Raw genomic sequence first — 13359 nt, 5'->3', positions numbered from 1 at the left:
GGACAGCATCGATCACGGGGTACGCGGCGTCCAGCGCGTCGCGTACCGGCATTTTCGTTTTGAACACGTTCAATCTCCGAGGTGTAATTCATGAACCTGACGATCATCGGTAGCGGCTACGTAGGACTTGTGACGGGCGCCTGCCTGGCGGACATCGGCAACGATGTGTTCTGCCTCGACGTCGATCCGCGCAAGATCGACGTGCTGAACAACGGCGGCGTTCCGATTCACGAACCGGGTCTGCAGGAGATCATCGCGCGCAACCGCAAGGCCGGCCGGCTCAAGTTCTCGACCGACATCGAGGCTGCCGTCGCGCATGGCGACGTCCAGTTCATCGCGGTCGGCACGCCGTCCGACGAGGACGGTTCTGCCGACCTGCAATACGTGCTCGCGGCCGCGCGCAACATCGGCCGGCACATGAAGGGCTTCAAGGTGATCGTCGACAAGTCGACGGTACCGGTCGGCACCGCGCTGCGTGTGCATGCCGCGATCGCCGAAGAACTTGCCGCGCGCGGAGAACAACATCTGTTCTCGGTCGTGTCGAATCCCGAGTTCCTGAAGGAGGGCGCGGCCGTCGAAGACTTCACGCGTCCCGACCGCATCGTGCTCGGCTGCGATGAGGACATGCCCGGCGAAAAGGCGCGCGAAGTGATGAAGCGCGTGTACGCGCCGTTCAACCGCAATCGCGAACGCACGCTGTACATGGACGTGCGCTCCGCCGAATTCACCAAGTACGCGGCCAACGCGATGCTCGCGACGCGCATCTCGTTCATGAACGAGCTCGCGAATCTCGCCGATCGCGTCGGCGCCGACATCGAAGCGGTGCGCCGCGGCATCGGCTCCGATCCGCGCATCGGCTACGACTTCCTGTACGCGGGTTGCGGCTACGGTGGCTCGTGTTTTCCGAAGGACGTGCAGGCGCTGATCCGCACGGCCGACGAATACGACGAAGGGCTGCGCATCCTGCAGGCCGTCGAGGCCGTCAACGAAACGCAGAAGAAAATTCTCGCGCACAAGATCGTCGCGCGGCTCGGCGACGACCTGACGGGCCGCACGTTCGGCGTCTGGGGCCTCGCGTTCAAACCGAATACCGACGACATGCGTGAAGCGCCGAGCCGTCCGCTGATCGCGGCGCTGCTCGCGCGCGGCGCCACCGTCAAGGCGTACGACCCGGTCGCGATCGACGAAGCGAAGCGCGTGTTCTCGCTCGATCTGCAGCACGCACCGCAGCAGCACGCACGTCTCACGTTCTCGAACGAGGAGATGGAGGTCGCGGACGGCGCCGATGCACTGGTGATCCTCACCGAATGGAAGGTGTTCAAGAGCCCCGACTTCGACGCACTGAAACGGCATCTGAAGAACCCGCTGATTTTCGACGGCCGCAACCTGTACGAACCGGATGCGCTCGCCGAACTCGGCATCGAGTATCACGCGATCGGTCGCCGACCCACGCCGGCGGGTGCATTGCACCAGGAAACTCGCGCACCGTCCACGCACACCACGGCCGCGCTGTAACGGGCCGTACAAGGAATCGCCGATGTTTGCCAATGTCCTGATCGTCTGCCACGCGAACGTGTGCCGGTCGCCCGCCGCGGAGGCGCTGTTCAAGGCCCGTCAGCGGGACAGTTCCGCCGCGCCGATCGCGTTCCAGTCGGCGGGCCTGCGCGCGTTCGACGGCGAAAGCATCGACCCGGTGATGCAGCGCCTGCTCGCGGAGCGCGGCATCGCCGCCGGGTTTCATCGCGCACGGCGCCTCACGCGGCGCATCGTGCGCGGCGCCGATCTCGTGCTCGTCACCGAGCGGCGTCAGGTCAAGGACGTCGAAACGCTCGATCCGACCGCGCGCGGCAAGGTTCACGCGCTCGGCAAGTGGGAGGACTCCGACGTCTCCGACCCACACGGCTGCAACGAATCCGATTACCGCGAAAGCCTCGTCTTCATCGAACGTCTGGTCATGGGATGGCTAAAAAAAATATGCTGATGCGTAAATTCTCGCTCCTTTCTTTACCGACGCTGCTGGCCCTGCTGACGACGTTGCTGTCGGCATGCGCGACCGCGCCGGGCAATTACCTCGACACATCGCGGCTGAAGGAAACGCCGAGCCAGACGCCCGCCGAAACCTATCCGGTAACGCTGATCGACGCGAATGTCGTGCTCTCGCAGGCGCAGGCTGCCGCGGCACCGCAACTGCTGCCGAAGTCACGTTTCGCGGATCCGTCGCACTACGTGTACCGGATCTCGCCGCAGGACATTCTTGGCGTGACCGTCTGGGATCACCCTGAACTGACGACACCGAACGGCACGTCGCTGTCCGCCGGCGGCAACACCACGCAGTCGGTTGCCGGCGTGATGCAGCAGCCGTACACGACCGCGCTGCCGGGCCAGGCTGACCCATTCGGACAGACCGTCGCGTCCGACGGCACGATCTATTTCCCGTTCGTCGGCCGGATTCGCGCGGCGGGCAAAACCGTCGGCGAACTGCGCGATCAACTCGCCGCGGGCCTCACGCCGTACATCAAGAACCCGCAGGTCGACGTGCGCGTGCTGTCGTACCGCGGACAGAAAGTGCAGGTAACCGGCGAAGTGAAGACGCCTGGGCCGCTCGCGATCAGCGACGTGCCGATCTCGCTCGTCGACGCGATCACGCGCTCGGGCGGCACGACCGGCGATGCGGATCTGCAGCGCGTGCGCCTCACGCGCAACAACCAGCTGTACGTGCTCGACGCGAACCGGCTGCTCGATCGCGGCGACACCTCGCAGAACGTCATGCTGCAGGGTGGCGACATCATCAACGTACCGGACCGCACCGACAGCCGCGTGTTCGTGCTCGGCGAAGTCAAGACGCCGATGCCGATGAACATGCTGAAGGGGCGCCTCACGATCGCCGATGCGCTCGCGCAGGCAGGCGGCATTCTCGATACCGACGCGAACCCGCGGCAGATCTACGTGATGCGCGGCATGAAGGACAAGCCGACGCAGCCCGAGGTGTACCGGCTCGACATGACGCAGCCCGACTCGATCATGCTGTCCACGCAGTTCCAGCTGAAGCCGCTCGATGTCGTGTACGTCGGCACGGCAGCGTCGGCGACGTTCAACCGCGTGCTGCAGCAGGTGCTGCCGACAATCGAAACCATGTTCTACGTGAAGCAGTTGACTCGCTAAACCTTGAAACGCTAGACCCTGAACCGCCGCACGGCGCGCGCACCGACCGGTGCCTGCGCCTGCGGCGACCCACACGGGACAGAATCATGAGCACTCAAACAAATCCGCACCTCGCGCTGATGGCGAAGACCGAAGAGGAAGACGTCGTCCTCGGTCAACTGCTGCAGGTCATCATCGACGACATCTGGTGGCTGATCGCGATCGCCGCGACCATCATCGCGATGGCCGTCTTCTACTGCTACATCGCGAAGCCGGTCTATTCCGCCGATGCACACGTGCGCGTCGAGCAGTCCGACAGCACGTCGCAGGCGCTTACGCAGACGCAGACCGGCGCGGCGATCACCAGCGGCTCGACGTCGCTGCCGACCGACGCGGAAATCGAAATCATCAAGAGCCGCGGCGTCGTGGCGCCGGTGGTCCAGCAGTGCAAGCTGAATTTCTCGGTATCGCCGAAGATGCTGCCGCTGATCGGCAGTTTCGCCGCGCGCCTCGCGACGCCGGGGCAGCCCGCGCGACCGTGGTTCGGCCTCGGCTCGTATGCATGGGGCGGCGAAGAGGCCGACGTCGATTCGGTCGAAGTCACACCGGCGCTCGAAGGCCAGAAGATGACCATGACCGCACTCGGCAACGACCGCTACCAGTTGCAGGCACCGAACGGTACCGTGCTGCTGACGGGCGAGGTCGGCCAGCAGGCGCAGGGTGGCGGCGTGTCGATCCTCGTGAACAAGCTGGTCGCGCGGCCCGGCACGCAGTTCAACGTGATGCGTGCAAACGACCTCGATGCGATCACCGCATTCCAGTCGGCGATCCAGGTAACGGAGCAGGGCAAGGCAACCGGCGTGATCCAGATATCGCTCGAAAACGGTGACCCGGCCCGCGCCGCGATGGTCGCGAACGCGCTCGCGCAGTCGTACCTACGCGAGCACATCGCGACGAAGCAGACCGACGCCAGCAAGATGCTCGACTTCCTGAAGAGCGAGGAGCCGCGCCTGAAGAGCGATCTCGAACGCGCGGAAGCCGCGCTTACCGCGTACCAGAGCAAGTCCGGCTCGATCAACGCGAGCGACGAAGCGAAGGTCTACCTCGAAGGCAGCGTTCAGTACGAACAGCAGATCTCCGCGACGCGGCTGCAGATCGCCGGGCTCCAGCAGCGCTACGGCGAAGACCATCCGTTGCTGAAGGCCGCGCGCGAACAGCTCACCGAACTCGAAGCGCAGCGCACGAAATACAGCGACCGCTTCCGCGACCTGCCGGCGACCGAAGTGAAGGCCGTGCAGCTGCAGCGTGACGCGAAGGTCGCCGAAGACATCTACGTGCTGCTGCTGAACCGCGTGCAGGAACTGTCGGTGCAGAAGGCGGGGACGGGCGGCAATGTGCACATCGTCGACGCTGCGCTGCGCCCCGGTTCGCCGGTCAAGCCGAAGAAGATGCTGATCGTGTCGGCGGCGACGATCCTCGGGCTGATTGTCGGCACGGGCTTCGTGTTCCTGCGCCGGAACATGTTCAAGGGCATCGACGATCCGGAACACATCGAACGCGCATTCCATCTGCCGGTGTACGGCCTCGTGCCGATGAGCGCGCAGCAGGCTGTGCTCGAACAGGCGGTCGAGCGCGGCGGCGACCGTCAGCGCGTGATACTTGCGACGGCACGGCCGAAGGACGTCTGCATCGAAAGTCTGCGCAGCCTGCGCACGTCGATCCAGTTCACGCTGCTCGATGCGCGCAACCGCGTGATCGTGCTGACCGGCCCGATGCCAGGCGTCGGCAAGAGCTTCCTGACCGCCAACCTCGGCGTGCTGCTCGCGCATTCGGGCAAGCGCGTGCTGATGATCGACGGCGACATGCGGCGCGGCGCGCTCGAACGGCATATCGGCGGGCCGCAGGAAAACGGCCTGTCGGAATTGCTGTCCGGGCAGATCTCGCTGGAAGAGGCGATCCGTCCGACCGACGTCGAGGGCCTGAACTTCATCTCGTGCGGCCGGCGTCCGCCGAACCCGTCCGAGCTGTTGATGTCGCCGCGGCTGCCGCAATACCTCGAAGGGCTCGCGAAGCGCTACGACGTCGTGCTGATCGATACGCCGCCGGTACTCGCGGTCACCGATGCGTCGATCATCGGCGGCTACGCAGGCTCGACGTTCTTCGTGATGCGCTCGGGCATGCATAACGAAGGCGAGATCGGCGATGCGCTGAAGCGCCTGAAGGTGGCCGGCGTGCACGTGCAGGGCGGCATCTTCAACGCGATGCCGGCGCGTGCGCGCGGCGGCTACGACCGCAGCTACGCGGCGGTGCAGGAGTACCTGAGCACGTGATGCGCAACGTCCTTCTATCGCAATGCCTGGCCCTGGAGAACATCCGATGAAAGTGACGGTCCTGGTTCCGACCTTTCGCCGCCCCGCGGATCTCACGCGCTGCCTCGCGGCGCTGCAACGGCAACTGCGCGCGCCCGACGAAGTCGTCGTGGTCGCGCGGCCCGACGACGACGCGACCCATGCCTGCCTGCGCGATGTGTCGGTGACCGGCACGCTGCCGCTGCGCGTCGCACCCGTCACGCAGCCCGGCCAGGTGGCTGCGCTCAACTGCGGGCTCGATACCGCGACCGGCGACGTGATCGCGATCACCGACGACGACGCCGCGCCGCACCCCGACTGGCTGCAACGGATCGCCGCGGCATTCGCGTTCGACCCACAGCTCGGCGCGCTCGGCGGCCGCGACTGGGTACACGAGAAAGGCGCCATCCTCGACGGCTCGCGCTCGCTCGTCGGCAAGCTGACGCCGTCGGGCAAGATCATCGGCAACCATCATCTGGGCGTCGGCGAAGCGCGCGAAGTCGATCTGCTGAAAGGCGCCAACATGAGCTACCGACGCGCCGCGATCGGCGCGATCCGCTTCGATTCGCGGCTGCGCGGCGCGGGCGCCCAGGTGCACAACGACATGGCGTTCAGCCTGAGCGTGAAGAACGCCGGCTGGAAGCTCGTCTACGACCCGCGCGTTGCGGTCGACCACTATCCGGCCGAACGCTTCGACGACGATCGCCGCGACGCGCAGACGCTCGCCGCCGTGCGTAACGCCGCCTACAACCTGCATCTGATCCTGCGCGACCAGCTGCCGCCGGCACGCCGCGAGGCCGTGTGGTGGTGGTATGCACTTGTCGGCACGCGCGTTTATCCGGGTTTCGCACATGCGTTGCTCGCGCTCACGTCGAAGCGCGGCCCCGCGCAATGGTCGCGCTGGCGCGCGGTGCGCACCGGCGCGCACGAAGCGCGGCGCGCACTGTCGTCGCCGTGACGGTGACTCGTATCGACGAGCGCGCAGTTCCGTCGATACGTGTCGCTCGCGTCCCTTTACCGCTGCACTGACGGTCCGGAGTCCCTGCATGACGACGAACATTCACGTTCACCTGTTCTACGGCGCCGATCCGCGCTACTACCGAAAAGGCGAGAACATCGGCTGCCTGTACGGCTATCACCACGCCGAGTCCGCCGATTTCGCGTTGACCTATTCGCAGGACGCGCGCGAACGCGCGCCGATGCGACTGCTGCGCCGCGCGCTGAAAGCGACGCTCGGCTTCGATCTGATTCACACGCTGCGCAACCGCGCGGAAATCCTGCGCTCCGACGTGATCTGGACGCACACCGAGCAGGAGTACCTGTCGGTCGCGCTCGTGCTGCTGCTCGCGGGCCGGCGCAAGGCGCCGCCGCTGCTCCTCGCGCAAAGCGTGTGGCTACTCGACAAATGGCCGCACTATGGCGCGCTGCGACGCTGGCTGTATCGCAAGCTGATCGCGCGCGCGGACGTGCTGACGACGCTAGCGAGCGAGAATGCCGACCTGGTTCGCCAGTATTTCGGCCGCGATGCGACTCACGTCTACTACGGACTGAACACGCAGGACTTCCCGGTGCAGACGCCGGCCGAGTGGAAGCCGCATACGCCGCTGCGAATCGCGGCGATCGGCAACGACCGCGACCGCGACTGGGAGACGCTGATCGGTGCATTCGGCAACGACCCGCGTTTCGCGGTGCGGCTCGCGACGCGCCGTCGCATCCCGAAGTCGCTGCGCGCGCTGAACGTCGAGATCGCGCCCGCGTCGGGGCTGCGCAAACAACACGAACTGTACGACTGGGCGGACGTCGTCGTCGTGCCGCTGCGGCCGAACACGCACGCGTCCGGTATCACCGTGATGCTCGAGGCCGCCGCGGTCGGCAAGCCGATGATCGTCACGCAGGTCGGCACGCTGGAGGATTACTTCTCGCCGCAGGCCGCCGCCTACATTCCGCCGTTCGACGCGGCCGCGCTACGCGCCGCGGCCGACCGTCTTGCGAAGCATCCTGCCGACGCGTTGCGCCAGGCACAGACGGCGTCATTGCAACTGATGTCGCGCGACTTCACGACGCAGCAGTTCGCGCGCCAGCACGTGCAGATCACGCAGGAGTTGTTGCAGCGCCGGCAGCCGGCGACACGTGCGAGAACCGCAGCCGCTGCCACCAAAGGGGCGACCGAAGCCCGCGGAGGACTGTAGACGATGTCGACGCTCATGCGAGCCGCCGGCGCGGCGCGACCCAGCGGCAGCCCGCAGGAATGGCTGCCGCCGATGCTGCTGTGGGTCGTCACCGCCGCGTTGATCGTCGCGCATCAGGGCGCCGTGCTCACGCTCGCGTTCCCGGTGCTGGCGATCCTGACGGGCCTGTGGCTGTACTTCAAGAGCCCCGTGCGCTACATCGGTTTCATGTGGTGGCTGTGGTTCCTGAGTCCCGAAGTGCGCCGTCTCGCGGACTGGACGCGCGGCGGCTTCACACCGACGAGCCTGATCCAGATCGCGCCGCTCGCGGTGACGATGATCAGCGCGCTGTCGTTGCTGCGCTACTACCCGGTGCTCGCGCAACGGCGCGGCCTGCCGGTGCTGCTGATCCTGCTCGGCCTTACTTACGGCTTCCTGATCGGCGTGGTCGCGAGCGGACCGCTCGCCGCGACCTATGACCTCGCGAACTGGATCTATCCGATCCTGATCGGCTTTCACATCATGGCGAACAGCCGCCAGTACCCCGAGTACCGCGACACGATCGTCAATACGTTCATCTGGGGCATGCTCGCGATGGGCGGCTACGGCCTCATCCAGTTTTTCATCATGCCGCAGTGGGACGCGCTGTGGATGATCGGCTCGCAGATGAATTCGCAGGGCGACCCGGTGCCGTACGGCGTGCGCGTGTTCAGCACGATGAACTCGTCGGGACCGTTCGCGTTCGCGATGATGGGCGCAATGGTGTACGTGATGGCGGCGACGCATCGCGTGCGCTGGATCGCTGGCGCGCTCGGTTTCCTGTCGTTCTGTCTGAGCCTCGTGCGTTCGACGTGGGGTGGGTGGGTGATCGCGCTGCTGATCCAGCTCGTGAAGTCGAGCAACCGCATCCGTATCCGGATCCTCGCGAGCGCGGTGCTGCTCGCGGGGCTGTCGGTACCGCTGCTCGCGGTCGGCCCGGTCGCGGACCGGATGCAGGCGCGGCTGCAGAGCCTCACGAACCTCAACGACGACGCCAGCTACGCGGCGCGCAACGAGTTCTACGCGTCGTTCGCGAAGACCGCGTTCACCGACGTGTCCGGCGAAGGACTCGGCGCGACCGGCACGTCGACGAAACTGTCGAACGACGGCGGCGAACTCGGCAAATACGGCAACTTCGACAGCGGCGTGATGAACATCCCGTTCGTGCTCGGCTGGCCCGGCACGCTGCTGTACATGTCGGGGATCCTGTGGCTGCTTGCACGCGCGATCCGCGCGTCGTTCCGGCTGCGCGACGACAAGTTCGCGTCGGCGTGCCTGAGCCTCAGCATCGCGATCTTCGCGATGCTCGTGTTCACCAATTCGCTCGTCGGTACCGGCGGCCTGCTGCTCTTCATGAGCGCGTTTTCGATCCTGTCCGCGGCGCACTACCAGAAGCTCGTCCGCAGACGCAATCTCATACTCCATGGAGGCACCTGATTGAGAGTCGCCATCGTCACGCACGTCGTCCGGCACAACGACGGTCAGGGGCGCGTCAACCACGAGATCGCGTGCGCGGCGCTCGCCGAGAATATCGGCGTGACGCTCGTCGCGTCGCACGTTGCACCGGATCTGCTCGCGCATCCGCTGGTCCGCTGGGTGCCCGTGAAGATCGGTCGCTGGTGGCCGACCAATCTGCTGCGCCAGCAGGTATTCGCGCTGCGCAGCGCGCTGTGGCTGCGGCGTCATCGCGACGAATACGACGTGCTGCACGTGAACGGCTTCATCACGTGGGCCGCCGCCGACGTCAACACTGCGCACTTCGTGCATAGCGGCTGGCTGAAGAGCCGCTATTACCCGTTCGGCCTGACGAAGGGACTGTGGTCCGCGTACCAGGCCGTCTATACACGCGTCAACTCGTGGCTCGAAGGCTGGGCGTACCGCCGCTCGCGCGTGATCACCGCCGTGTCGCAGAAGGTGGCAACCGAGATCGACGCGATCGGGCTCACGCCGGACAACCGGCTCGACGTGATCTACAACGGCGTCGATACGCAGGGCTTCGCCGCCGCGCATGGCGATCGTGCGAAGTTCGATCTGCCGGCCGATGCGTTCCTGCTGCTGTTCGTCGGCGATCTGCGCACGCCGCGCAAGAACCTTGGCACCGTGCTCAACGCGCTGCGCCATCTGCCGGCGCGCGTGCATATCGCGGTGGCTGGCTATCTGCCGGGCAGCCCTTATCCGGACGAAGCGCGTGCACTCGGTGTCGCGGATCGCGTGCATTTTCTTGGCCTCGTGAAGGAAATGCCGGTGTTGATGCATTCCGTCGACGCGTTCGTGTTTCCGTCGCGCTACGAAGCGATGAGCCTGTCGCTGCTCGAAGCGATGGCCGCCGGCTTGCCGGTCGTCACCGCTCGCACGGCGGGCGGCGCCGAGATCATCACACCCGAATGCGGGATCGTGCTCGACGATCCGGACGACCCACACGCGCTTGCGGCAGCGATCGCGCGACTCGCCGACGCGGACGATGCGCGCCGCGCGATGGGCATCGCCGCACACGAACTCGCGACCGGCTTCGGCTGGGCGCGGATGGCCGCGCAATACATCGCGCTGTACCGCCAGTTGGCCGGACAGCGCAAAGACCGCCGGCGCACGGCAGGAAGCACCGATACGGCCGATGCCGAACCGCTCGCGGCAAATGTGCTCGCGGGCCACAAAGGAGCCGAATGATGCAGGCCACGATAGAGAAATCGAATAACGCAACGCATCGGTCGGACACGGGGAACACGCGATCGATCAAGTCGCTGCAGATCGGGATGCACTGGTTTCCCGAACGGGCGGGCGGACTCGACCGGATGTACTACTCGCTCGTCGGTGCGCTGCCGGCAGCCGGCGTCGCGGTGCGTGGAGTGGTCGCGGGTTCGGCGCGGGTCGCCGCGGACACGGACGGTGCGATCGAAGGCTTCGGATCGGCTGCGCAGTCGCTGCCGTTGCGTCTGATGGCCGCGCGCCGTGCGCTGCGCCGGCAGATCCACGTGCAGCGGCCGGACGTGATCTCATCGCACTTCGCGCTGTACACGTTTCCGGGACTCGACGTGACGCGCGGCATACCGCAGGTGTCGCATTTCCAGGGACCGTGGGCTGACGAGAGCCACGTCGAGGGTGCCGATTCGCTGGGCCAGCGCGCGAAGCGCTATCTCGAGCAGACCGTCTATGCGCGTTCGTCGCGGTTGATCGTGTTGTCCGAGGCATTCGGCAAGATCCTGACGACGCGCTACGGCATTCCGCAGGATCGCATTCGTGTGGTGCCGGGTTGCGTGAACGTCGACCAGTTCGACTTGCCGATGTCGCAGAACGAAGCGCGTCTGAAGCTGCAACTGCCGCTCGGCCGACCGATCGTGCTGGCGGTGCGGCGCCTCGTGCGCCGGATGGGACTTGAAGACCTGATCGATGCGATCGCGCAGTTGAAGCGTCGCGAGCCGGACGTGCTGCTGCTGATCGCGGGCAAGGGAAAACTGGAAGGCGAACTGCAGGCACGGATCGACGAAGCGGATCTCGCGGACAACGTGAAGCTGTTGGGTTTTGTGCCGGACAATCATCTGGCTGCGCTGTATCGGGCGGCGACGATTAGTGTTGTGCCGACGGTTGCGCTCGAGGGTTTTGGACTGATTACGGTGGAGTCGCTGGCTTCTGGCACGCCGGTGCTGGTGACGCCGGTTGGCGGGTTGCCGGAAGCGGTTGCTGGATTGTCGCAGGATCTTGTGTTGCCGGAGACGGGTGCGGCCGCTATCGCGGATGGGTTGATGCGTGCTTTGAATGGGTCTTTGAAGTTGCCGGATGCTCAGGCATGCAAAGCGTATGCGCGGGCGAATTTTGATAATTCGGTTATTGCGGGGAGGGTGGCAAAAGTTTATGAAGAGGCTATCGCGGTAGGGTAGGTTTTTGCCTGCGTCGGCGCGCCGGGTTGATTTTTCCTTGCAGGTGGCTACGTTTTGGCGCCTCGCGGCGCAAGCGTTGCCCCTGTGCGGGGCGGCACTTACTCTTCTTTGCCGCGGCAAAGAAGAGTAAGCAGAAGAAAGCCGCTGAGACGTTACCGAGTCCTTTCCGTGTGATGCCGGGAATGGCACTCGCCTAAGTGGGCACCTCGTTCACACAGCATAGTGGTCCGAGACGAGACCTGCCCTCGCACCACTCACGGTAGTGACACAGCAGTCATCCGCTCCGGCGAGCTTCGCCGCCGATGGGCATAACGCCGGCCGCATTTTCCCCTGATTTCTCCGATGGTTTCCCACGCAGACCCGTCCGCGCGCACACCGGTGCGCCGCGGGGTGGGCGGGCGCTTTGTCACTCCGGTTTGGGGCGCGGGAGACGGTCTCGTCTCGGACCACTACCCAGTGTGGACGAGGCGGACACTTAGGCTAGGGCCATTCCCGGTATCACACGGAAAGGACCCGGTAACGTCTCGGCGGCTTTCTTCTGCTTACTCTTCTTTGCCGCGGCAAAGAAGAGTAAGTGCCGCCCCGCACAGGGGCAACGCTTGCGCCGCGAGGCGCGAAATCGCAGCCGCCTGCCAGGGCAAACAGCAAGGAGCAACGCCTGCGCCGCGAGGCGCCAAATCGTAGCCGCCTGCCAGGGCAAACCAAAATCAAACCCAAACCCAAGTCAGAGAAACGAAAAACCTAAAACGTCTCCGCGTTCTGGTTCCGAGAGATGTCGGCTGCCACCATCATCTGGCAAAGCTGCTCAAGCGTAGTCTCAGGCACCCAGCCGAGCCGATCTCGCGCCTTATCCGCGCATCCTATCAACAACTCGACTTCAGCCGGCCGGTAAAACCGGGGATTAACCCTCACCAACACCTTGCCCGTCGCGACATCCACACCCGTTTCGCTTTCCGCCTTGCCCGACCACTCCAGCTGATAACCGGCCGCCGCAAACGCCATCCGCACGAAATCTCGCACGGTCTCCGTACGGTTCGTCGCGAGCACGTAAGTGTCCGGTTCGTCGGCCTGCAGCATGCGCCACATCCCGTCCACATATTCCTGCGCAAAACCCCAGTCGCGCTTCGCGTCCATGTTGCCCAGCTCAAGCACGTCCTGCTTGCCGAGCTTGATCTTCGCGACGGTGTCGGTGATCTTGCGCGTGACGAACTCGCGTCCACGCAACGGCGACTCGTGATTGAACAGAATGCCGCTCGCGCCGAAAATGCCATACGACTCGCGATAGTTGATCGTCGTCCAGTGCGCAAACAACTTCGCGACACCATACGGGCTGCGCGGATAAAACGGCGTGTCCTCGCGCTGCGGCACAGCCTGCACCTTGCCGAACATCTCCGACGTCGATGCCTGGTAATAACGGATGCGCGGATTCAGGATGCGAATCCCCTCGAGCAGATTCAGCGCGCCAATGCCGGTCACTTCGGCGGTCGTCACCGGCTGGTCGAACGACACGCCGACGAAACTCTGCGCCGCGAGGTTGTACAGCTCGTCGGCCTGCGCCTGTTCGATCAGCCGCAACGTCGATCCAAGATCGGTCAGATCGTGTTCGACGAGCCGCAGATTCGGATGACCGGTCACGCCGAGTTCGTCCATCCGCCAGAAATTGACGGAACTCGTGCGGCGATACGTGCCCGTCACCTGATAGCCCTTGCTGAGCAGCAGTTTCGTCAGGTACGCGCCGTCCTGTCCGGATACCCCGGTGATGATCGCCTTGCGCTGGTTGGTCATGGTATG

The 13359-nt window shown here is 65.2% G+C and carries 10 protein-coding genes; 9 read left to right on the top strand and 1 reads right to left on the bottom strand.

The genetic code is table 11. The annotated features are described in order from the left end of the window. Positions 1 to 90: 90 nt before the first annotated feature. The 9 genes from ACREXZ_RS05780 (at position 91) to ACREXZ_RS05740 (ending at position 11568) form a co-directional block, all read left to right on the top strand. Positions 91 to 1515 (top strand): UDP-glucose dehydrogenase family protein, encoded by a 1425-nt coding sequence (locus tag ACREXZ_RS05780; protein ID WP_431763085.1) that lies wholly within the window; start codon positions 91 to 93, stop codon positions 1513 to 1515. 22 nt (positions 1516 to 1537) lie between these two features. Then, entirely contained in the window at positions 1538 to 1981 is a 444-nt protein-coding gene (locus ACREXZ_RS05775; RefSeq protein ID WP_431763084.1) for a low molecular weight phosphotyrosine protein phosphatase, read from the top strand. Beyond that, positions 1975 to 3162: a polysaccharide biosynthesis/export family protein gene (locus ACREXZ_RS05770; RefSeq protein ID WP_431763353.1), complete on the top strand. Its 1188-nt coding sequence runs from the start codon at positions 1975 to 1977 to the stop codon at positions 3160 to 3162. Before ACREXZ_RS05775 ends, ACREXZ_RS05770 begins: the two co-directional genes overlap by 7 nt. Before the next feature lie 86 nt (positions 3163 to 3248). Continuing rightward, entirely contained in the window at positions 3249 to 5471 is a 2223-nt protein-coding gene (locus ACREXZ_RS05765) for a polysaccharide biosynthesis tyrosine autokinase (protein ID WP_431763083.1), read from the top strand. Positions 5472 to 5517: 46 nt separating this feature from the next. After that, complete coding sequence (locus tag ACREXZ_RS05760; RefSeq protein ID WP_431763082.1) at positions 5518 to 6447, top strand: glycosyltransferase family 2 protein; 930 nt, start codon at positions 5518 to 5520, stop codon at positions 6445 to 6447. Positions 6448 to 6535: 88 nt separating this feature from the next. Next, positions 6536 to 7678: a glycosyltransferase gene (locus tag ACREXZ_RS05755; RefSeq protein ID WP_431763081.1), complete on the top strand. Its 1143-nt coding sequence runs from the start codon at positions 6536 to 6538 to the stop codon at positions 7676 to 7678. Positions 7679 to 7681: 3 nt separating this feature from the next. Next, entirely contained in the window at positions 7682 to 9133 is a 1452-nt protein-coding gene (locus tag ACREXZ_RS05750) for a glucose-6-phosphate isomerase (RefSeq protein WP_431763080.1), read from the top strand. After that, entirely contained in the window at positions 9134 to 10360 is a 1227-nt protein-coding gene (locus ACREXZ_RS05745; RefSeq protein ID WP_431763079.1) for a glycosyltransferase family 4 protein, read from the top strand. It abuts the gene before it with no gap. A gap of 86 nt (positions 10361 to 10446) precedes the next feature. Continuing rightward, positions 10447 to 11568, top strand: coding sequence for a glycosyltransferase family 4 protein (locus ACREXZ_RS05740; RefSeq protein WP_431763352.1), 1122 nt, complete (start codon positions 10447 to 10449; stop codon positions 11566 to 11568). A 741-nt stretch (positions 11569 to 12309) separates the two neighbouring features. On the opposite strand, the gene gmd is transcribed toward ACREXZ_RS05740, so the two are convergent. Then, the gene (gene gmd / locus ACREXZ_RS05735) at positions 12310 to 13353 is read right to left on the bottom strand and encodes a GDP-mannose 4,6-dehydratase (RefSeq protein WP_431763078.1); all 1044 of its coding nucleotides are present in this window, start codon (positions 13351 to 13353) and stop codon (positions 12310 to 12312) included. Positions 13354 to 13359 lie beyond the last annotated feature (6 nt).

Origin of the sequence: Paraburkholderia sp. (assembly GCF_050742655.1) — a bacterium.
GTDB lineage: Bacteria > Pseudomonadota > Gammaproteobacteria > Burkholderiales > Burkholderiaceae > Paraburkholderia.
The sequence above is the reverse complement of the archived record's forward strand: the minus strand, read 5'-3'. Positions and strand labels throughout refer to the sequence as shown.